The following is a 20,745-nucleotide window of genomic DNA, read 5'->3' on the forward strand; positions in this document are numbered from 1 at the left end:
AGCCGATACCGGCTCAGCTGCCGGGCTCGGCTTCCCTCGTGGCCTTGAGGCGGCTCCGTAGCCGGTCGAGCTGACGGGTGACGAAATCCGAGGGCCACCAGTTCGCGGTGCCGATCAGCGTGGCGATCGCGGGTACGGTCAAGGTGCGCACCAGGAACGTGTCCAACAGGATCCCTACACCCACCACGAATCCGGCTTGGACGACCGTGCTGATGCTGGCGAACAACAGCCCGAACATCGACGCGGCGAAGATGAGCCCGGCCGCGGTGATCACGCCGCCGGTGGATCCGACGGTACGGATCACGCCAGAGCGCACGCCATTGGGCGACTCGTCGCGAATTCGAGAGATCAGCAGCAGGTTGTAATCGGCGCCGACGGCCACCAGCACGATGAAAGTCAGTGCGGGCACGCTCCAATGCAACTGTTGGCCAAGGACATACTGGAACATCACGACACCGATGCCCAGGGCCGACAGGTAAGAGATCACCACCGAGGCGATCAGGTAGAGCGGCGCGACAAACGCACGCAACAGGACCACCAGGATCAGCAGCACGACCGCGATGGTGATCGCGATGATGAGCCGGATGTCGTGGTTGTAGAAGTCGCGGGTGTCGCGCAGCATCGCCGGATATCCGGCGATCGACACCGAAGACCCCTCGAGCGCCGTGTTGGGCAGGGCGCCCCGCGCGGTGTCACCGATCGAGTTGACCAGGTTCATCGCCTCGGTGCCGAACGGGTTGATATCGGTCTGGATCAGGTAGCGCGCGGTATGGCCGTCCGGTGATATGAACGTCGCTGCGGCCTTACGGAATTCGTCCTGGGTCAGAATCTGTGCGGGCACGTAGAACCCGGACATCGGTGGGCTGGCGGCGTCGGTCTTCATAGTGAGCAGGAATGCCGACGCCTCGTCGAGCCCTGATCCCATCCGCTTGGTCTCGGTGACCAGCTGCGAGACTCCGTCGGCGATCTGCCTGCTGGCGTCGGCGAGCGTGTCGGCACCGGTCTGCAGGGTGCTGAGTTGTGATCGCGCCTGGGTCGGATTGGCCAGCCCCATGGACTGCATGGCTTTGCTCGCGGTGTCGATGGTGGCGCTGAGCTTCTTGACGGTGTCATCGAGGGTCTGCATGGAATCGGTTGCCCGCAGATCCCGTGCCAGGGCGGCGATCTGATCGAAGGTACCGTCGGTTCGGGCCGCGGCCAGTCGGCGCAGTGATCCGCGGGCCTCGAGACAGGCCGGGTCGGTGAGACAGACGGGGCTGGTGTCCAGTCCCCGCAGGACTGGATCGATCCACGGCATACCGTTGGTCAGATCGGCGAAGTTCGTGTCGAGCGAGTCGCCGAGCGCCCGCATGCTGCTGACCAGCTTTGCCGCGCTGTCGATCTGCTGGAGCGTCTTGTTGCCGCCGACCTGCTTCTGCATTGTCGCCAGGGCATCGACCAGGCCACGCGCTCCGGCCACGCCGCGGGTGACCTGAGTGCGCACATCGAGCAGGCTGGTGGCCAACGTATCGGCACCGTCGGTGAGCCGGTTGAGGTCGCTTGCGCGCCCGTTGATCTGGGTCGACGCGTCGTTCAGCTTGGTTCCGACTTCGCCGGCCTGATAGCTCAGTCGTGCCTGCTGCAGCGATTCTCCCGTCGGCCGGGTGATCCCTCGCACGACCGCGATCCCGGGAAGCTGGCTCACCCGCTGGGCCATCTGTTCCAGGTCGGCCAGTGCCTGGGGCGTACGCAACTCGTTCGGGGACTGGATGATGAGGTACTGCGGAATGGCCGAGCTGATCGGGAAGTGGTCCTCCAGGGCCGCATAACCCATGGAGCTCTCAGCGTGCGCCGGCAGCGCCTTGCGGTCGTCGTAGTTGTACTGGACGAGGGTCGCACAACTGGCCAGTGCCGCGAGGACGACCAAACTGGCGGCCAGATGGGACCATGGCCGGCGCACGATGCGGATACCGGACCGTCGCCAGATCCGGCTTGTGAGGTCACGTCTCGGGGAGATCCAACCCCGGCGCCCGACCAACACCATCACGGCGGGCAACAGCGTCAGCGCAGCCAGCAAGGCGATGCCGATGGCGACGGCCAGTGCGGTGCCGACGGTGGAGAACAGACCCAGCTGAGCGAACATCATGCCCAAGAAAGTGACGGCCACCGTGGCGGCGGACGCGGCGATGACCTTGCCGATCGAGCCGAGTGCCTGTTCGACCGCGCGGTCGGATTCCAGTCCGTCACGCAGATAGTCGTGATAGCGGCTGATGAGGAAGACGGCGTAGTCGGTCCCGGCGCCGGCCATCATGGCGGTCAGGAACACGACAGTCTGGTTGGAGATGCCCATGCCCAGATAGGCGAGGCCGGCGATCACCGATTGGGCGGTGATCAGCGACGCCCCGATGGTGAGCAGGGGCAGCAGCATCGTGACCGGGTTGCGGTAGATGATCAGCAGGATCACCAGAACCATTCCGATCGTGGCGATCTCGATGGCCGTCGTGTCGCGTTCGCCGATATCAGTGAGGTCGGCAACGGTGGCGGCGGGTCCGGTGAGGCTCGCGGTCAGCGAGGCGTCGTGCACGCTGTCTTTGACGATGTCGGCGACGCGGGTATAGGACGCGTACGACTGTGGCGAACCGACATCGCCCGCGATGCCGACCGGCAGGATCCAGGCCTTGCCGTCCTTGCTGGCCATGAATTCGCGCAGGGGCGGGGCACTGATGAAGTCCTGCAGCATGACTACATCGGTGTGGTTCTTGCGCAGATTGTCGACGAGCGTGCGGTACGTCGCTTCATCGGCCGGGCCCAGGCCCTTGTCGTTGCTGAGGACGACCAACAGGACGTTCTCCGAGCCGGATTCGTGAAACGCCTCGGTCATCTCGCGGGTGGCCACGGTGACGGGCGCGTGCGACGGCAGGATCGCGACCGGACGTTGCTGCACCATCAGCGTCAACGACGGGAACGTCAGGGGCAGGGCGGCCGCGATGGCCAGCCAGATTCCGACGACGAGCCACGGCCATCGCACGATCACCGAGCCGAGCCGGACGAACAGCGAGGAGTGTTCGGCCGTGCTCGTAGATTTTGTCTGCGACGGCACTTTACGATCCTACGGGCGAGCGGTAGGGCAGTAGGCGGCGCCGCGGTGGCGGTGAAATGATGTGTGTCCCGACCTCACCGATTGCTCGACGACAGCCACCGCGTCTTGATCCGCCAGGAATGGGCGGACGCGAGTGCGAAGATCGCGCCGCAGCCACAGGCGAAAACCCATACCAGACGGCCGTTCTCGATGGGTTGCAGCGCTGGTACCAGCGATGTGATGATCCGGGTCGCGCACGCGAGCACGCCACTGATCGAGGCGAACAGGTAGATGTTGGCGATCCGGCGTGACCTCGGATCCTTACGCAGAATCAGCATGGCGCGGGCCCCATAGCCCAGCAGATAGATCAAGGTGCCGCACAGGATGATCCAGTACACGCTGAGCCAGAAGTCGGTGGGTACCTGGAAGAAGTCGGCCCGGTACACCGCGGCGCCGTTGCCCATCGAGAAGGTGGCGAGCAGGACCGGGATGCAGATCGTGGCCGGGCGCTCGACGTACTGCTTGAACGAGCGCTGCATGGCGCTGTCGTCCTGGAGCCGGCCCAGAGAGTTGTAGACGATGGCCGATGCCGCGACGATGTAGCAGTCGTGCCCGATGTAGTCCTCGACGTTCCACTTGCCCGTCAGCTCGTAGAGCACGTGCCCGATGGTTGCCGACGCCCAGGGCGACATCAGCAGCACGGCCAGTCCCTGGAGCGCGATGTTCAGGGTGGCGGCCACCTCCCACCGGCACGACCAGGTGACTCTCCTGATCCACAGGCTCCACAGGACGCAGGCCAGTGTGATGAGGATGAGCGTGGCGACGGACATAAGACTTTGCCTCGGACGGTGTTGCGGTTGAGCTGACGTGCGGGTTGCCTACAGCGGGGGAGCGTCGGATCGTGGGGTCAGTTCGGACAGTTTCTTGTGCCGGTGGACGGCCGGTCGAACTCGGGTGACCGTGTCCCCGGGCGCCACCGTCACCGGCGACGATTCCATGTAGTGCCAGACCTCCTGGCGGCTCATCAGCCCGAACCGGATCTGCAGGTCGGGGTAGCTGAGATGGAAGCGGTCGGCCACCTGCCGTAATTCCTCGGCATTCGGATAATCGGCTTCCTTGACCCGCCGGTAATACGTGCTGCTGGACACGCCAAGGGCGCTGTACACGGCCTTGGCATCGACCTCGCCGTCCAGTAGATAGTCGAGCAGGGCCTTGAGCTGCCTGCCGTTCTCGTCGGTACGCGGCATCAGAACACCATAGACCCCTGACCCGCGCCTGGTCACAACCAACCGCAGCAAAGTCAGCAACGGCGTTATTGACAAGGGTGTCAGACTTTTGGCACAACTCTCCCATTTCTGGGACTCTCTGGCTAACGTTGCATACATGTCTGTTTCCGTCCTGCCCGACGCATATGGCACGAGTTCGTGGATTGCCGACTACGGCACCGCAGGGCCTCCCGTCGCCGCCGATATGGCAACTGTGTCGAGCTCGCTGGACGACGTGTTGTCCGCGGAACTGCACGAAGCTCAGATCGCGATGGGTTGCACCGCCGAGGAGCTGCTGTTGGCCGCTTTGGGCCGGACCGTCGCCCGCACGATCGGTGACGGTGTCCTGATCGTCGACGTCGTGAGCGGTCCCGAGCGCGCCGGATATCGGCGTGTCGGCGTGGCCTGCATGTCGCATCGTGGCCTGTCGGGTTCGGAATTGCTCGACGCGGCACGTCCAGGAGTCGACAGCGGTGACCATCCCTCGGCCGACATGGGCTTCGCCTATGGCGATGGGCCGCGGGCGGTGCAGTGCGAACATCCGCTCGCATTGCACATCCATCACGACAGCGCGACCACCATGCGTCTGGATTGGCGGTTCGACAGCCGCGGGTTCGACCATTGCACGGTTCACGAACTGGCCGAGCAGTTCCCGCTGGCGCTCATCGAGGTCACCTCCGGCTAGGTGTGATTTCCCGACGATTTGCGGTGCTCATTAGACTGGGCGCATCGGCGCTGATCCGGCCATCACCGGGGAGCCTTCGGAAGAAAAGCTGCAGGATTCGAATGCGTGGATCCGCAGTCCAGTAGAACCGGACGGTTGGGCCCGTGATCGCCTGCAAGTTGAGCGGCGCGCTGCGGTGCAGCGTGCAAGCGGGGTGGTACCGCGGCGCTTGCGCACCCGCGCGACGTCGTCCCCGTGCCTTGAGCGTGTTGAGCTGTTGAGCTCGGCACCGGCACAGGAGACGAGACGTGAGCGCCTATCCCAAGCCCGCCGCACCGAATTTTCCGGAGCGCGAACTTGAGGTGCTGGACTACTGGGCCAGCGACGACACCTTCCGGGCCAGCATTGCGCGCCGCGAGGATGCCGAGGAATACGTCTTCTACGACGGGCCGCCGTTCGCCAACGGCCTGCCGCACTACGGCCACCTGCTGACCGGCTACGTCAAGGACATCGTGCCGCGCTACCGCACCATGCGCGGCTACAAGGTGGAGCGCCGGTTCGGGTGGGACACCCACGGTCTGCCCGCCGAACTCGAGGTGCAGCGCCAGCTCGGCATCGCGGACAAAGCCCAGATCGAAGAGATGGGCATCGAGAAGTTCAATGCGGCCTGCCGTGCCTCGGTGCTGAAGTACACCGACGAATGGCGCGAGTACGTCACCCGGCAGGCCCGCTGGGTGGACTTCGACAACGACTACAAGACCCTCGACCCGACCTTCATGGAGTCGGTGATCTGGGCCTTCAAGCAGTTGTGGGACAAGGGTCTGGCGTACGAGGGCAACCGCGTCCTGCCGTACTGCTGGAACGACGAGACCCCGTTGTCCAACCATGAGCTCCGCATGGACGACGACGTCTACCAGAGCCGGCAGGATCCGGCGGTGACGGTCGGCTTCACCGTGACCGACGGCCCGCTGAAGGGTGCGCACCTGCTGATCTGGACCACGACGCCGTGGACCTTGCCGTCCAACCAGGCCGTCGCCGTCAACCCGGACATCGACTATGTCCTGGTTGCGGGCACCGACGGGCGTCGTTACGTGTTGGCCCAGGCCCGGCTCGCGGCCTACGCCCGCGAGCTGGGGGAGGAACCCGAGGTTCTCGGCTGTTACGCCGGGCGGGATCTGCTCGGGACCCGCTACCTGCCGCCGTTCCGATACTTCATGGACGCGCCCAACTCGTTCCAGGTGCTCGCGGCTGATTTCGTCAGCACCGAGGACGGAACGGGAATCGTGCACATGGCGCCGGCCTACGGCGAGGATGACAAGGCCACCGCTGACACCGCCGACATCGTCGCGGTCACCCCGGTGGACTCGAAGGGACGTTTCGACGCGTCCGTGCCCGATTACGCGGGCCTGCACGTCTTCGAGGCCAACTCGCAGATCATCCGCGACCTCAAGAATCGAGCCGCGGGCGCAGCTGCTAATGGCGCGGTGCTGCTGCGGCACGAAACCTACGAGCACTCGTATCCGCACTGCTGGCGGTGCCGGAACCCGTTGATCTACCGCGCGGTGTCGTCGTGGTTCATCAAGGTCACCGACTTCCGGGACCGGATGGTCGAGCTCAACCAGCAGATCACCTGGTATCCCGAACACGTCAAGGACGGGCAGTTCGGCAAATGGCTCTCGAATGCCCGCGACTGGTCGGTATCGCGAAACCGATACTGGGGCAGCCCCATCCCGGTGTGGAAGTCCGATGATCCGGCCTATCCGCGGATCGATGTCTACGGCAGCTTCGATGAGCTCGAGCGCGATTTCGGCGTGCGGCCGACCGATCTGCACCGGCCGTTCATCGACGAGCTGACGCGGCCCAACCCGGACGACCCGACCGGCAAGTCGACGATGCGCCGGATCGAGGACGTGTTCGACGTGTGGTTCGACTCCGGGTCGATGCCGTACGCGCAGGTGCACTATCCGTTCGAGAACCGGGAGTGGTTCGACGGGAACGAGACCGGTGAGGCCGCCCATTTCCCGGGTGATTTCATCGTCGAGTACATCGGCCAGACGCGCGGCTGGTTCTACACCATGCACGTGCTGGCCACTGCACTCTTCGACAAGCCGGCATTCAAAACCTGTGTGGCCCACGGGATCGTGCTGGGCAACGACGGTCAGAAGATGAGCAAGTCGCTGCGCAACTATCCCGATGTCAGCGAGGTCTTCGACCGTGACGGCTCCGACGCCATGCGCTGGTTCCTGATGGCCTCGCCGATCCTGCGCGGCGGCAACCTGATCGTCACCGAGCAGGGCATCCGGGAAGGCGTGCGGCAGGTGTTGCTTCCGCTGTGGAACGCCTACAGCTTCCTGGCGCTGTACGCGCCGCAGAAGGGCACCTGGCGGACCGATTCGGACAATGTGCTCGACCGCTACATCCTGGCCAAGCTGGCCCAGCTGCGTGACGATCTCACCGTCTCGTTGGACACGTGCGACATCTCGGGGGCTTGTGACGAACTACGGCAGTTCACCGAGGCATTGACGAACTGGTATGTGCGCCGGTCGCGTTCGCGTTTCTGGGAAGAGGACTCCGGCGCCATCGATACCTTGCACACGGTGCTCGAGGTGACTTGCAGGCTGGCTGCACCGTTGTTGCCGTTGGCCACCGAGGTGATCTGGCGGGGCCTGACCGGTGAGCGCTCGGTGCATCTGACCGACTGGCCCGAAGCCGACGTGCTGCCCAAGGATCCCGATCTGGTGGCCGCGATGGACCAGGTGCGCGAGGTGTGCTCGGTCGGGTCGTCGCTACGCAAGGCCAAGAAGCTGCGGGTGCGGCTGCCTCTGCCGAAGCTGACTGTGGCGCTGAATGATTCGGTCGCCCCGGCGGCACTCGCGCCGTTCGCGGATCTGATTGCCGACGAACTCAACGTCAAGGCGGTCGAGTTGACCGACGACATCGACACCTATGGCAAGTTCGACCTGGCCGTCAACGCCCGCGTCGCCGGCCCGCGGATCGGCAAGGACGTTCAGGCCGCGATCAAGGCCGTCAAGGCGGGGGAGGGCGTCGTCAACCCCGACGGCACCTTGACCGCGGGCCCGGTGGTGCTGCAACCCGAGGAGTACACCGCCAAACTGGTTGCCGCCGATCCGGAATGGACCGCGGCCCTGCCCGAAGGTGCGGGCCTGGTGGTGCTCGACGGAACAGTCACCGAGGAACTCGAGGCCGAGGGTTGGGCCAAGGACCGCATCCGCGAACTGCAGGAACTGCGCAAGTCGACCGGCCTCGAAGTGTCCGACCGGATCTCCGTACAGATGTCGGTACCTGCTCGGTACGAGCCGTGGGCCCGGACCCACCGAGACCTGATCGCCGGCGAAATCCTGGCGACCAGTTTCGAATTCGTCGACGGGGCTGCGCTGGCGGAGGGCACGGAGATCGGAGACGCGGTACGGGTCGCGATCGCAAGAGCGTGAGGCGCGTGGCCACGCCGAGCGTGAACAAGATTGCCAGAAATCAGAACTTTTTCGACATGATGTTTACGTTCGGCGCAGTGGTCGATCAGGGACCGGCGACCCGCGCGGTGCGGCCGGCGAGCGTGACGGTGTCGCCCGGACGTAGCTGGCGGCCGCGGCGGACTTCGACCTCGCCGTTGACACTGACCAGACCGTCGGCGATGACTCCCTTGGCGTCGGCTCCACTGTCGATCAGGGAGGCCAGCTTGAGAAACTGTCCCAGGCGAATCGACTCGTCCCTGATCGGTACGTCATCCGGCGTCATGCAGGTCAGGCTAGCGCCATAGCATCAGCAGCTATGAACGGCGCCGAGGTCAACGGCGCGGGCGGACGCTGGGTGCTGCACCTGGACATGGATGCGTTCTTCGCGTCGGTCGAGCAGTTGACCCGCCCCACCCTGCGCGGCCGGCCCGTCCTGGTCGGTGGACTGGGCGGGCGCGGCGTGGTGGCCGGGGCGAGCTATGAGGCGCGCCGGTGGGGCGCACGTTCGGCGATGCCGATGCACCAGGCCCGACGGCTCGTCGGTGCCCCCGCGGTGGTGCTGCCGCCCCGCGGGGCGGTCTACGGCGTGGCGAGCCGTCGCGCCCTGGATACCGTGCGCAGCGTCGTCCCGGTGCTCGAGCAGTTGTCTTTCGACGAGGCGTTCGGCGAGCCTGTTGAACTTGCCGGCGCCTCCGCGACTGACGTCGAGCAGTTCTGCCAGCAGTTGCGCGCCAAAGTGCGCGAGCAGACCGGCCTGGTGGCCTCCGTGGGAGCGGGCTCGGGAAAGCAGATCGCCAAGATCGCCTCCGGGCTGGCCAAGCCGGACGGGATCCGGATCGTCCGCCGCGACGAGGAGGCGCTGTTGCTCCACGGCCTGCCGGTGCGCAAGTTGTGGGGGATCGGGCCGGTGGCCGAGGAAAGGCTGCACCGGCTGGGCATCGAGACGGTGGGTGCGCTGGCCGCGCTGTCGGATGCCGAGGCCACCAGCGTGCTCGGTACGGCGGTCGGCACTGCGCTGCATCGGCTGGCCCGCGGAATCGACGATCGTCCGGTGGCCGAGCGCGCTGAGGCCAAGCAGATCAGCGCCGAGTCGACATTTGCCGAGGATCTCACCACGTTGCGCCAGCTGCAGGATGCGATCGGCCCGATCGGCGAGCATGCGCATCGGCGCCTGGAGAAGGACGGCCGCGGCGCTCGCACCGTGACGGTCAAGCTGAAAAAGTCGGACATGAGCACGCTGACTCGGTCGGCCACGCTGGCCTATGCCACCACCGAGGCCGCCATCCTGATCGGCGCCGCACGCAGGCTGCTGCTCGACCCAGTGGAGATCGGCCCTATTCGCCTTGTCGGCGTGGGCTTTTCGGGACTGTCCGACAGCAGGCAGGAGTCGTTGTTTCCAGATCTCGAGCAACCTGACGAGGACTTCGACGCCCACCACCAGGCAACGGAAGCGGCCCAGGTCACCCAAAGCGGATGGCGCATCGGCGACGATGTGGCGCACCCCGAGCACGGTCACGGCTGGGTTCAGGGCGCCGGACACGGCGTGATGACCGTCCGTTTCGAAACCCGGGCCAGCGGACCCGGGCCGGCCCGCACGTTTCCCGACGACACGCCGGGTTTCAGCCGGGCTGATCCGATCGCCAGCCTGGACTGGGGTGACTATCTGAGCGGATTGGCGGACTACCAGAGCACGCCGTAGGTGGCGGTGAGGATGAAGCCGTGCTCGCCGTAGGTCTTGCACGTCACGGTGCCCTGATAGCCGACTCCGCAGCTGGCGCCCCAGTTCTCCAGCCGATGCCCCTCTGGCAGCACGTCGACGTCGCGGGTGAAGGACGCGGTGTCTGAGTGCCGGTAGGAGGCGGGTCCGCCACTGTTGACGAAGATCTGGTTGCTGCCGGCCGGCGCGTCGATCGGCACTGCATCACAACCCACCGGACCGCCGTTGGGGCCGATGCCGCAATGACGGCCATCCGGGGTCCGGAAGAACACACCGTAGAAGTCGGTGGGCGAGCTGTAATGCCCCTCTGCTTCGGGATAGCTGTCGATGTCGTCGGCGCCCGGCGGTGGCTCGGCGGTAGCGGTCGGCGCGGCGCCGAGCGTCAAGAGACCGATCGCAGCAATTGCCCAGATGTGGCGCATAGCTTCCATTCAACCGATCGAGTCAACTACCAGAGGACGCCGGAAGCGGAATCCAGCGAAAAGCCATGCCGGCCGGAGGTTTTGCAGATCACTGCGCCCTGATCGCCGATGCCGCAGCTGGCGCCCCAGTTCTCCAGCCGGTGTCCGGCGGGAAGCACGTCGACGCCATCGCGGGTGAAGGACGCGGTCCCGGAGTATCGGTAGGAAGCGGGTGCGCCGCTCTCGGCGAAAGTCTGGTTGGTTCCCGCCGGAGCGTCCCCCGGCACCGCGTCGCAGCCGACCGGGCCGCGGTTGGGACGGATTCCGCAGGATCGGCCGTCCGGAGTTCGGAAGAACAGCCCATAGGAGTCGGTGGGCGAGCTGTAATTGCCCTCCGCGATGGGATAGCCGTCGATTTCCGCGACGCCGGGCGGTGAGGGCAGGGCCGCCGCGGTCGGGAGTGGGCCGATCAGCAACAAGCCGGAGGCTGCTGCCGCTGCAATGTGGAAACGCACGTTCTCTATTTGAGCACAGGCCGTCAACCGCAGGCGTCCATGACCTCTTCCACCTGCCGGCCGGACGCCAGCGCAGCCATGAGCAGAACCCGCGTCTGCGCCGGGCGCAGAGCGGGGACCATGATGGCGCCGGCGTCGACCAACCGCCGGCCGGGTCCGTACTGCGCGGCGACCGGTCCGTCGGGAACCCGGGTCGATACCGCGATGACGACACCATTGCGGCAGTGCCTGTGGACCCCGTCGATCAGCTCGCTTCCCGCATTGCCCGAGCCCATCGCCTGGAGTACGACGGCGCGTGCCCCGGCGGCGGCGCAGGCATCCAGGGCGGTCGCATCACCTCCCGGATACGCCGCGACGATATCGACGCGTGGGGCCGACGCCGCGGCCAGAGCGCCGAGGTAGACGCGGTCTTTGGCGGCAGTGATCTCACACCGGCCGTCGGTGATGGTTCCGAGCTTGTGGCCGGTGAAGGCGTTCAACTCATGGGTGTGCCGCTTGCGCAGGCCCAGCGGCTGCCACAGGGCGCCGGCAAAGCACACCGCCACCCCGAGCTTCCTGGCCTGCGGACTGGACGCGACGGCGACGGCGTCGCGCAGGTTGCCCGCGCCGTCGGAGTCGGGCGCGTCCGCGCTGCGTTGCGACCCGGTCAGCACCACGGGCACGTCTCCGCCGTAAGTGAGATCCAGCCACAGGGCAGTTTCCTCCATGGTGTCGGTTCCATGGGTGATGACGACGCCGTCGGACCGGGCCGCCGCGGCGCGGGCGGCCTCGCCGATCCGGTCCCAGTCCGCGGGTGTCAGCAGCGCGCTGTCCGTCGCCAACAGATCCACGACCTCGACGTCCGGGTCGAGGGCAAGCCCGGCCGTCAACTCAGCGCCGGTCCGTGTCGGATGCCGGATTCCGGCATCGTCGGTGCTGGTCGAGATCGTGCCGCCGGTGGTGATCACGACGATTCGTCTGGGCGGGACCTCTGGCCCTGTCACGGTCTCCGTCACGGTCCAGATTGTCCCGCAATTGTTCCAGCTGGACTGTTTGGGATGATGGGGGAGTGACTGATGAAACGTCTGGCCCGGCAGAGCCGGTGACCGACGCAACCGGGGGAGCCAAACCAGCCCCTGTAACCGCTGCTCCGCCCCGGCGGCGGCTGCGTCTGCTGCTCACCGTCGCCGCGGTCGTGCTGCTCATCGACGTGGTGACCAAGGTGCTCGCGGTGCGCCTGCTGACGCCCGGGCAGCCGGTCTCGATCATCGGTGACACTGTGACGTGGACGTTGGTACGCAACTCCGGCGCGGCGTTTTCGATGGCTACCGGATACACCTGGGTGTTGACGCTCGTCGCGACCGGCGTGGTGATCGGAATCGTCTGGATGGGTCGCCGACTGGTGTCTCCGTGGTGGGCGATCGGTCTCGGCATGATCCTGGGCGGTGCGACCGGAAACCTGATCGACCGCTTCTTCCGTGCGCCCGGGCCGCTGCGCGGTCATGTGGTGGATTTCTTCTCGGTCGGATGGTGGCCGGTGTTCAACGTGGCCGATCCGGCTGTGGTCGGCGGCGCGATCCTGTTGGTGGCGCTGTCGTTGTTCGGCTTCGACTTCGATACCGTCGGCCGGCGCCAGCCGGGCGACGATGCACCGGCGAAATCCGAACCGGCTGACGGTGACGACGCTCCCGCCGACGACGATCCTGACGAGCAGGCCGCAAAGGCCGGTGACACCGAGCCGGTGAGCTCCTCGGACGAGTCGAGCGCGGTCGGGCGCCAGGCCGAGTCGTCATAGTGACTACCCGGTCGATGCCGGTGCCTGAGGGCCTGGCGGGAATGCGAGTCGACGCCGGCCTGGCCCGGTTGCTGGGGCTGTCACGCACTGCGGTGGCCGCCATGGCCGAGGACGGCGGTGTCGATATCGACGGTGTGCCGGCAGCGAAGTCCGACAAGCTCGTCGCGGGGGCCTGGCTGGAGGTCCGGCTGCCGGCGGCGCCGGCCCCCGTCGAGAACACCCCGGTCGACATCGAGGGGATGGGCATCCTCTACTCCGACGACGACATCGTGGCGGTGGACAAGCCGCCGGGGGTGGCGGCGCACGCCACGGTGGGCTGGCACGGTCCGACGGTGTTGGGCGGGCTGGCGGCTGCCGGGTTCCGGATCAGCACTTCGGGTATCCACGAACGGCAGGGCATCGTGCACCGACTCGACGTCGGCACCTCCGGAGTCATGGTGGTGGCTTTGTCGGAGCGGGCGTACACCGTGCTCAAACGGGCGTTCAAGGAACGCACCGTGGACAAGCGCTATCACGCGCTGGTGCAGGGGCACCCCGATCCGTCGAGCGGAACCATCGATGCCCCGATCGGGCGGCATCGTGGTCACGACTGGAAGTTCGCAGTCGTCGATGGCGGACGGCACAGCATCACCCACTACGACACCGTTGAGGCGTTCCAGGCCGCCAGCCTGCTGGACGTCCATCTGGAGACCGGCCGTACGCATCAGATCCGCGTGCATTTCGCCGCGCTGCACCACCCGTGTTGCGGCGACATGACCTATGGGGCCGATCCCACGTTGGCGAAAAGGCTTGGGCTGGAACGTCAATGGTTGCATGCACGCTCACTGGCCTTCGCGCATCCGGCTGACGGCCGGCGCATCGAGATCATCAGTCCCTATCCGGCTGACCTGCAGGCCGCCCTCGACGTTCTGCGCCGCCACTAGCTGTGGCTGTGCCGACACCTGCACAGCAGACCGGTGCCACTCGCTCCGGCGTGCTCTACGGTGCGGGTGCCTACATCTGGTGGGGGTTGTGCCCCGGCTTCTTCCTGCTGTTGCTCCCCGCGGGTGCGCCGGAGGTGCTGGCCCACCGCATCGTGTGGAGCGCGCTGTTCTTGCTGTTGGTGCTGGCGGTGGCCCGGCGGCTCGGCGACCTCCGTAGGTTGACGCTCAAGACGTGGCTGCAACTGCTGGCGGCCGCCGCGCTGATCTCCATCAACTGGGGCACCTACATCTACGCCGTGACGACCGGCCACGTTGTGGATGCGGCGCTCGGGTACTTCATCAATCCGCTGGTGAGCGTGCTGCTAGGGGTACTGGTGTTCCGCGAGCGGATCAGCCGATGGCAGGCGGTCGCGTTGGTCCTCGCGCTGATCGCGGTGGTGATCCTGACCGTCGAGCTGGGCGCGCCGCCCTACATCGCGGTCGTGCTCGCGCTGTCCTTCGGCGTGTACGGCCTGATCAAGAAAGTGGTGCAGGCCGACCCACGGGTGAGCGTGGCTGTCGAGACCCTGCTCGCCCTTCCGCTCGCCGCCGGCTATGTGATCACGCTGGAGGTGCTGGGCCGGGGAAACTTTCTCAACCACGGCACCTGGCACGCGCTGCTGTTGTTGCTCGCCGGCCCGGTGACCGCGGTGCCGTTGCTGCTGTTCGCCGCAGCCGCACAGCGACTCCCGATGGTCACGCTGGGCCTGCTGTTCTATCTGAACCCCGGGTTGCAGATGGCCTGGGGTGTGTTCATCGGTCACGAGCCGATGCCAGTGGGCCGGTGGATCGGGTTCGCCTTGATCTGGGTGGCGTTGATGATCATGACGGTCGGTGCGTTGCGCAGAAAGCCGGCTGGTCGGGTGGCCGACATTGTCGATCGGGTCGAACCGGAATCGTCATCACGGTGACAGGCTGGAATCGACAACCAGGAGGACACCGTGCAGTACTGCCTACTCATGCATTACCAGGAAGGACCAGAGGCGGGCCTGAGCGAGGAGGACATGAAACCCGCCCAGGCCGCGTTCGCCCGATATGCCGATGACCTCGATGCGGCCGGCGTGCTGGTCGGCACGCAGGTGCTGCAGTCGGCGTCGGCGACAACGACCTATACCGCACGCACCGGCGCGGCGGAGATCCAGGACGGGCCGTTCGTCGATACCAGGGAACGCCTGGGCGGAGTGTTCGTGATCGAGGTGCCCGACCTCGACGCGGCACTGGGCTGGGCGCAGAAGTGTCCGGCCGCGGCGTGGGGTTCGATCGAGATCAGACCCGTCGCAGTCACCTACGGCCGAGGCCGGGGCTGGTACACCCCCTGAACACCCAGGTTTCAGCGCGGCTCGCGCAGGTGGTCGGCCAGTCCTACGGCCGGCTGCTCGCGCTGCTGGCGGCCCAGGGCCGCGACATCGCCGCTGCCGAGGACGCGTTGGCAGACGCGACGGAACGTGCTCTACAGCGCTGGCCGCGCGACGGCGTGCCGGGTAATCCGGAGGCGTGGTTGCTAACCGTGGCACGAAATCGACTGCGGGACATGTGGAAATCACCCGCCTACCGGCTGAGCGGGCCGTGGACCGAGGGCCACGACGTCGCCTGGGACGTAGCCGAACCGGCGGCGATTCCCGACCGCCGGCTTGAGCTCATGCTGGTGTGCGCACACCCGGCCATCGCTGCCGACATCCGAACCCCGTTGATGCTGCAGACGGTGCTGGGAGTGGACGCGGCCGTCATCGCCGCGGCATTCGCGGTCGCTCCGGCAACCATGGCGCAGCGACTGGTGCGGGCCAAGAAGCGCATTCGCGACGCCGGAATCCCGTTCACCCTGCCGGCGCGTGCCGACCTCGATGCGCGGCTGCCCGAGGTACTCGAAGCGGTTTACGGCGCATATTCGATCGACTGGCTGTCCGTCCCGCAGGGTACGGCCGTCGAATCCCTGGCATCGGAGGCCCTGCACCTCGCCATGGTGCTCGTCGAGTTGTTGCCGGAGGAACCCGAGGTTCTGGGACTGGCGGCACTGATGTGTCTGTGTGAGGCGCGGCGTCCGGCGCGGCTCGATCCGGAGGGCAACTTCGTTGCGCTGGAGGATCAGAGCCGGGGTCGGTGGGACTCCGCGCTGCACGTGCGAGGGGAACGCCTGCTGGCCCGTGCCCACAGCTTGGCCCTTCCGGGCCGGTTCCAGTACGAGGCGGCGATTCAATCGGCGTACTGCGCCCCCGACGTCGACCGGCATGCGCTGCGCAAGTTGTATCGAGCGCTGATGCAGGTCGGTCCGTCGCTGGGTGCCGCGGTGGCGCTGGCGGCCTTGGAGGGCGAAATCGACGGTCCCGATGCCGGACTGCGTGCCCTCGACAGGATCACGGACCGCTCGGCCGGTACGTTTCAGCCGGCGTGGGTCACCCGCGGGCACCTCCTTGCCGGGGCCGGACGGGTCGGCGAGGCAGCGGCGGCATACCGCCGGGCCATCGAATTGACCACAGACAACGCGGTCCGGGCGTACCTGACCGGACGTCTGGGGAGTCTGCAATCGACCGGCCGCGCCGGACACGGGTCGTGACCCGACTCGGGAAGTTATTTGCGAACTCATCTTTTGACCTCATTCTGGCAATGCCATAGTGTTTGCTGAATGACTGGGCGTAGCGGTCCTCGCACCGTTCGTCGGCCGGGTAGACCGGTTGGCGCCGATGCCGCGCAAACCCGTGAGCGCATCGTGCAGGCGGCCTACGAAGTCATCAACGAGCGCGGATACGCGGCGGCGACATTCCAGGAGATCGCCAAGCGCAGCGGTCTGAGCCGTCCGACGCTGAACTACTACTTCGCCAGTCGCGAGGATCTCTACCGCACACTGCTCAAGCAGGCGCACGACGTCATCAGTTCGTGCATCCGCGTGGCGAAACAGCATGATGGACCGTTGGATCGGTTACATGCCTACATCGATGCCGTGGTGGCCGTGTGGCATCGGGACCGCGCGGTCGTCGGATTCCTGGCCAACGCGCGGCTGGAGGCCTACCGCCACCCGGACCTGCCTTGCGCTACCGTCGCGGCCACCCGCGGGTTCCTCGGCGAGGTGGTGACCGAGGCCATCGTGCGGCGCGAACTGCCGCCGCACACCGAGCACGGAACGATGGTCGAACTGTTGTACGCGATGCTGTGGGGAGTGGGTGCCTACAGTGGTTGGCAGGGCAGGCCCGTCGATGTACCGCAGATTGCCAAGCAACTACATCTTGTGATCGGAAATGGGTTGCTGTCGATCGCCGACCGGGATCGTTGACGCGCCGACGAAGACACGAGTGGCGACACGCCGGGAAGTACGAGAAGTGTCAGTGGGTCGCCATAGACTGGCACCCCTATGAGCGGTTCATCTTCGGGGTCCTTCGTACACCTGCACAACCACACCGAGTACTCGATGCTCGACGGGGCCGCGAAGATCACGCCGATGCTGGCCGAGGCCCAGCGGCTGGGCATGCCTGCGATAGGTATGACCGACCACGGCAACATGTTCGGCGCCAGTGAGTTCTACAACTCCGCGACCACGGTCGGCATCAAACCGATCATCGGCATCGAGGCGTACATCGCGCCGGCGTCGCGCTTTGACACCAAGCGGATCCAGTGGGGTGACCCGAGCCAGAAGAGTGACGACGTCTCGGGTAGCGGCGCCTACACCCATATGACGATGGTCGCCGAGAATGCCACCGGTCTGCGCAACCTCTTCAAGCTGTCCTCGCTGGCGTCGTTCGAAGGCCAGCTCGGCAAGTGGTCGCGCATGGATGCCGAGATCATCGCCGAGCATGCCGAAGGCATCATCGCGACCACCGGTTGCCCGTCCGGCGAGGTGCAGACCCGGCTACGGCTGGGCCAACGCCAGGAGGCGCTGGAGGCCGCCGCCAAATGGCGCGACATCTTCGGCCCCGACAACTTCTTCCTCGAGCTGATGGACCACGGTCTCGATATCGAGCGCCGCGTCCGGGAGGGCCTGTTGGAGGTCGGGCAGAAGCTCGGCATCCCACCGTTGGCCACCAACGACTGTCACTACGTCACGCGTGAGGCCTCGCAGAATCACGAGGCGCTGCTGTGCATTCAGACGGGCAAGACGCTGTCGGACCCGAACCGGTTCAAGTTCGACGGCGACGGCTACTTCCTCAAGTCGGCCGACGAGATGCGGGCCCTGTGGGATGCCCAGGTGCCGGGCGCGTGCGATTCCACAGTGCTCATCGGCGAGCGGGTGCAGTCCTACGCCGACGTGTGGACGCCCAGCGACCGCATGCCGGTGTTCCCGGTTCCCGACGGACACGACCAGGGCTCATGGCTGACCCATGAGGTCCAGGCCGGCCTGGAGGAGCGCAGGTTTCGTGGCGCACCTGTCCCACCCGAGTACACCGACCGCGCGGCGTACGAGATCAAGGTCATCTGCGACAAGGGCTTTCCGTCCTACTTCCTGATCGTGGCCGACCTGATCAACTACGCCCGGTCGGTCGGGATCCGCGTGGGGCCGGGCCGTGGGTCGGCCGCCGGGTCACTGGTGGCCTACGCGCTGGGTATCACCAACATCGACCCGATCCCGCACGGGCTGCTGTTCGAGCGCTTCCTGAACCCGGAACGTCCGTCGGCCCCCGATATCGACATCGACTTCGACGACCGTCGCCGCGGCGAGATGCTGCGTTACGCGGCAAACAAGTGGGGCAGCGACCGGGTGGCCCAGGTGATCACCTTCGGCACCATCAAAACCAAAGCGGCGCTGAAAGATTCGGCCCGGGTGCATTACGGCCAGCCCGGTTTCGCGATCGCCGACCGGATCACCAAGGCGCTGCCGCCACCCATCATGGCCAAGGACATCCCCGTGTCGGGGATCACCGATCCCAACCACGAGCGGTACAAGGAAGCCGCCGAGGTCCGCGCCCTGATCGACACCGATCCGGACGTGCGGACCATCTTCGAGACGGCGCGCGGCCTGGAAGGGCTGGTGCGCAACGCGGGCGTGCACGCCTGCGCGGTGATCATGAGCTCCGAGCCGCTGGTCGACGCGATCCCGCTGTGGAAGCGTCCGCAGGACGGCGCGATCATCACCGGCTGGGACTACCCGTCGTGTGAGGCCATCGGTCTGCTCAAGATGGACTTCCTGGGTCTGCGAAACCTGACGATCATCGGTGACTGCCTGGAGAACATCAAGGCGAACCGGGGGATCGATCTGGATCTCGAAACGCTGGCGCTCGACGATCCGGCCGCCTACGAGCTCCTCGGCCGCGGCGACACGCTGGGCGTGTTCCAGCTCGACGGCAGTGCGATGCGTGACCTGCTGCGGCGCATGCAGCCCACCGGGTTCAACGACATCGTGGCGGTGCTGGCGCTGTACCGACCCGGTCCGATGGGCATGAACGCCCACAACGACTATGCCGACCGCAAGAACGGCCGTCAGGCGATCAAGCCCATCCATCCCGAGCTCGAGGAACCGCTCAAGGAGATCCTGGCCGAGACCTACGGCCTGATCGTCTACCAAGAGCAGATCATGTTCATCGCGCAGAAGGTCGCCTCCTACACCATGGGTAAGGCCGATGCGCTCCGTAAGGCCATGGGTAAGAAGAAGCTTGAGGTGCTCGAGGCCGAGTACAAGGGCTTCAAGGAAGGCATGACTGCCAACGGGTTCTCCGAGGCTGCGGTGAAAGCCCTGTGGGACACCATCCTTCCGTTCGCCGGGTACGCGTTCAACAAGTCGCACGCGGCCGGCTACGGCCTGGTGTCGTACTGGACGGCCTACCTCAAGGCGAATTACCCCGCCGAGTACATGGCCGGCCTGCTCACCTCGGTCGGTGACGACAAGGACAAGGCCGCGGTCTATCTGGCCGATTGCCGTCGGCTCGGCATCACAGTGCTGCCGCCCGACGTCAACGAGTCGGTGCAGAACTTCGCGTCGGTTGGCGACGATATCCGGTTCGGTCTGGGCGCCATCCGCAACGTCGGCGCGAATGTCGTTGCGTCGTTGATCAGTACCCGTACCGAGAAGGGTAAATACGCGGACTTCTCCGACTACCTCAACAAGATCGACATCGCGGCCTGCAACAAGAAGGTCACCGAATCTCTGGTGAAGGCAGGCGCATTCGACTCGCTCGGCCACCCTCGCAAGGGGTTGTTCCTGGTACACACCGATGCCGTCGACTCGGTGCTCGGTACCAAGAAGGCCGAGGCGATGGGCCAGTTCGACCTGTTCGGCGGTGCCGATGGTAGTGGCGCTGACACCGGCGATTCCGCGTTCACCATCCGCGTGCCCGAGGAGGAGTGGGAGGACAAGCACAAGCTCGCGCTCGAACGCGAGATGCTGGGGCTGTACGTGTCCGGGCATCCGCTCAACGGGGTTGCCCACCTGCTTGCCAACCAGGTCGATACCCAGATCCCGGCGATTCTCGACGGAGATGTCGCCAACGATGCGCAGGTGGTGGTCGGCGGCATCCTGGCCTCGGTGAACCGTCGGGTGAACAAAAACGGCTTGCCCTGGGCGTCAGCTCAATTGGAAGACCTCACCGGCGGTATCGAGGTGCTGTTCTTCCCGCAGACCTACTCACTGTTCGGTCATGAGATTGCCGACGACGTCGTGGTGCTGGTCAAGGCAAAGGTGGCTGCCCGCGATGACCGGATCTCGCTGATCGCGCACGAACTGGTGGTACCCGACTTCAGCAGCGCCCAGGCCGACCGGCCGCTGGCCGTGAGTCTGCCCACCCGCCAGTGCACGATCGACAAGGTGAGTGCGCTCAAACAGGTGCTGGCCAATCATCCCGGCACGTCCCAGGTGCATCTGCGGCTGATCAGCGGTGAGCGCATCACCACGCTGGAGCTGGATCAGTCGCTGCGGGTGACACCGTCCTCGGCGTTGATGGGCGACCTCAAGGCACTGCTCGGCCCCGGTTGTCTGGGCTGAGCCGGGACATCCTGC

The 20,745-nt window shown here is 66.1% G+C and carries 17 protein-coding genes; 10 read left to right on the plus strand and 7 right to left on the minus strand.

Annotation, left to right across the window (positions count from 1 at the left end; translation table 11 throughout):
• Positions 1–13: 13 nt before the first annotated feature.
• The 3 genes from ACZYZF_RS11950 to ACZYZF_RS11960 all read right to left on the minus strand — a co-directional run bounded on the left by ACZYZF_RS11950 (position 14) and on the right by ACZYZF_RS11960 (position 4,305).
• Complete coding sequence (locus ACZYZF_RS11950) at positions 14–3,013, minus strand: MMPL/RND family transporter (protein ID WP_463745990.1); 3,000 nt, start codon at positions 3,011–3,013, stop codon at positions 14–16.
• 140 nt (positions 3,014–3,153) lie between these two features.
• Entirely contained in the window at positions 3,154–3,888 is a 735-nt protein-coding gene (locus tag ACZYZF_RS11955; RefSeq protein ID WP_463745860.1) for a hypothetical protein, read from the minus strand.
• A gap of 48 nt (positions 3,889–3,936) precedes the next feature.
• On the minus strand, positions 3,937–4,305 hold the full coding sequence (locus ACZYZF_RS11960; RefSeq protein WP_463745861.1) for an XRE family transcriptional regulator: 369 nt from the start codon (positions 4,303–4,305) through the stop codon (positions 3,937–3,939).
• A gap of 136 nt (positions 4,306–4,441) precedes the next feature.
• On the opposite strand from ACZYZF_RS11960, the gene ACZYZF_RS11965 reads away from it, so the two are divergent.
• Positions 4,442–5,008: a hypothetical protein gene (locus tag ACZYZF_RS11965; protein WP_463745862.1), complete on the plus strand. Its 567-nt coding sequence runs from the start codon at positions 4,442–4,444 to the stop codon at positions 5,006–5,008.
• A gap of 287 nt (positions 5,009–5,295) precedes the next feature.
• Positions 5,296–8,439 (plus strand): isoleucine--tRNA ligase, encoded by a 3,144-nt coding sequence (ileS, locus tag ACZYZF_RS11970; protein ID WP_463745863.1) that lies wholly within the window; start codon positions 5,296–5,298, stop codon positions 8,437–8,439.
• An 85-nt stretch (positions 8,440–8,524) separates the two neighbouring features.
• On the opposite strand, the gene ACZYZF_RS11975 is transcribed toward ileS, so the two are convergent.
• The gene (locus ACZYZF_RS11975) at positions 8,525–8,743 is read right to left on the minus strand and encodes an RNA-binding S4 domain-containing protein (RefSeq protein ID WP_463745864.1); all 219 of its coding nucleotides are present in this window, start codon (positions 8,741–8,743) and stop codon (positions 8,525–8,527) included.
• Positions 8,744–8,776: 33 nt separating this feature from the next.
• Here ACZYZF_RS11975 and ACZYZF_RS11980 point away from each other — a divergent pair, with 33 nt between their 5' ends.
• Positions 8,777–10,159: a DNA polymerase IV gene (locus ACZYZF_RS11980; protein ID WP_463835799.1), complete on the plus strand. Its 1,383-nt coding sequence runs from the start codon at positions 8,777–8,779 to the stop codon at positions 10,157–10,159.
• Here ACZYZF_RS11980 and ACZYZF_RS11985 read toward each other — a convergent pair.
• From ACZYZF_RS11985 to ACZYZF_RS11995, 3 genes are read right to left on the minus strand one after another with little or no spacing between them, the layout of a single operon-like run.
• Positions 10,141–10,599 carry a hypothetical protein gene (locus ACZYZF_RS11985; protein ID WP_463745866.1) on the minus strand — a complete coding sequence of 153 codons (459 nt, stop codon included), beginning with the start codon at positions 10,597–10,599 and terminating at the stop codon, positions 10,141–10,143. The genes ACZYZF_RS11980 and ACZYZF_RS11985 overlap by 19 nt on opposite strands.
• A 26-nt stretch (positions 10,600–10,625) precedes the next feature.
• Positions 10,626–11,093: a hypothetical protein gene (locus ACZYZF_RS11990; RefSeq protein WP_463745867.1), complete on the minus strand. Its 468-nt coding sequence runs from the start codon at positions 11,091–11,093 to the stop codon at positions 10,626–10,628.
• A 23-nt stretch (positions 11,094–11,116) separates the two neighbouring features.
• Positions 11,117–12,088: an asparaginase gene (locus tag ACZYZF_RS11995; protein ID WP_463745868.1), complete on the minus strand. Its 972-nt coding sequence runs from the start codon at positions 12,086–12,088 to the stop codon at positions 11,117–11,119.
• 53 nt (positions 12,089–12,141) lie between these two features.
• On the opposite strand from ACZYZF_RS11995, the gene lspA reads away from it, so the two are divergent.
• The 7 genes from lspA (at position 12,142) to dnaE (ending at position 20,730) form a co-directional block, all read left to right on the plus strand.
• Positions 12,142–12,867, plus strand: a complete 726-nt coding sequence (lspA, locus tag ACZYZF_RS12000) for a signal peptidase II (RefSeq protein WP_463835800.1) — start codon at positions 12,142–12,144, stop codon at positions 12,865–12,867.
• Positions 12,867–13,790 carry an RluA family pseudouridine synthase gene (locus ACZYZF_RS12005; protein ID WP_463745870.1) on the plus strand — a complete coding sequence of 308 codons (924 nt, stop codon included), beginning with the start codon at positions 12,867–12,869 and terminating at the stop codon, positions 13,788–13,790. Before lspA ends, ACZYZF_RS12005 begins: the two co-directional genes overlap by 1 nt.
• Positions 13,791–13,840: 50 nt before the next feature.
• The gene (gene rarD, locus ACZYZF_RS12010) at positions 13,841–14,740 is read left to right on the plus strand and encodes an EamA family transporter RarD (protein WP_463745991.1); all 900 of its coding nucleotides are present in this window, start codon (positions 13,841–13,843) and stop codon (positions 14,738–14,740) included.
• A gap of 30 nt (positions 14,741–14,770) precedes the next feature.
• On the plus strand, positions 14,771–15,148 hold the full coding sequence (locus ACZYZF_RS12015; RefSeq protein ID WP_463745871.1) for a YciI family protein: 378 nt from the start codon (positions 14,771–14,773) through the stop codon (positions 15,146–15,148).
• A 29-nt stretch (positions 15,149–15,177) separates the two neighbouring features.
• Positions 15,178–16,380 (plus strand): RNA polymerase sigma factor, encoded by a 1,203-nt coding sequence (locus tag ACZYZF_RS12020; RefSeq protein ID WP_463835802.1) that lies wholly within the window; start codon positions 15,178–15,180, stop codon positions 16,378–16,380.
• A gap of 69 nt (positions 16,381–16,449) precedes the next feature.
• Entirely contained in the window at positions 16,450–17,094 is a 645-nt protein-coding gene (locus tag ACZYZF_RS12025) for a TetR/AcrR family transcriptional regulator (protein WP_463745873.1), read from the plus strand.
• 78 nt (positions 17,095–17,172) lie between these two features.
• Positions 17,173–20,730, plus strand: a complete 3,558-nt coding sequence (gene dnaE / locus ACZYZF_RS12030; RefSeq protein ID WP_463745874.1) for a DNA polymerase III subunit alpha — start codon at positions 17,173–17,175, stop codon at positions 20,728–20,730.
• The last annotated feature ends 15 nt before the right edge of the window (positions 20,731–20,745 follow it).

It is taken from the genome of Mycobacterium sp. IDUB_24 (assembly GCF_055419385.1).

Excerpts from the sequence above, each read along its gene's own strand:
- ACZYZF_RS11960 (WP_463745861.1), bottom strand. The coding sequence starts at position 4,305 with ATGCCGCGTACCGACGAGAACGGCAGGCAGCTCAAGGCCCTGCTCGAC.
- ACZYZF_RS11985 (WP_463745866.1), bottom strand. The coding sequence starts at position 10,599 with ATGCGCCACATCTGGGCAATTGCTGCGATCGGTCTCTTGACGCTCGGC.
- ACZYZF_RS11980 (WP_463835799.1), top strand. The coding sequence starts at position 8,777 with ATGAACGGCGCCGAGGTCAACGGCGCGGGCGGACGCTGGGTGCTGCAC.
- ACZYZF_RS11975 (WP_463745864.1), bottom strand. The coding sequence starts at position 8,743 with ATGACGCCGGATGACGTACCGATCAGGGACGAGTCGATTCGCCTGGGA.
- ACZYZF_RS11955 (WP_463745860.1), bottom strand. The coding sequence starts at position 3,888 with ATGTCCGTCGCCACGCTCATCCTCATCACACTGGCCTGCGTCCTGTGG.
- dnaE (WP_463745874.1), top strand. The coding sequence starts at position 17,173 with ATGAGCGGTTCATCTTCGGGGTCCTTCGTACACCTGCACAACCACACC.
- ACZYZF_RS12025 (WP_463745873.1), top strand. The coding sequence starts at position 16,450 with ATGACTGGGCGTAGCGGTCCTCGCACCGTTCGTCGGCCGGGTAGACCG.
- ACZYZF_RS11965 (WP_463745862.1), top strand. The coding sequence starts at position 4,442 with ATGTCTGTTTCCGTCCTGCCCGACGCATATGGCACGAGTTCGTGGATT.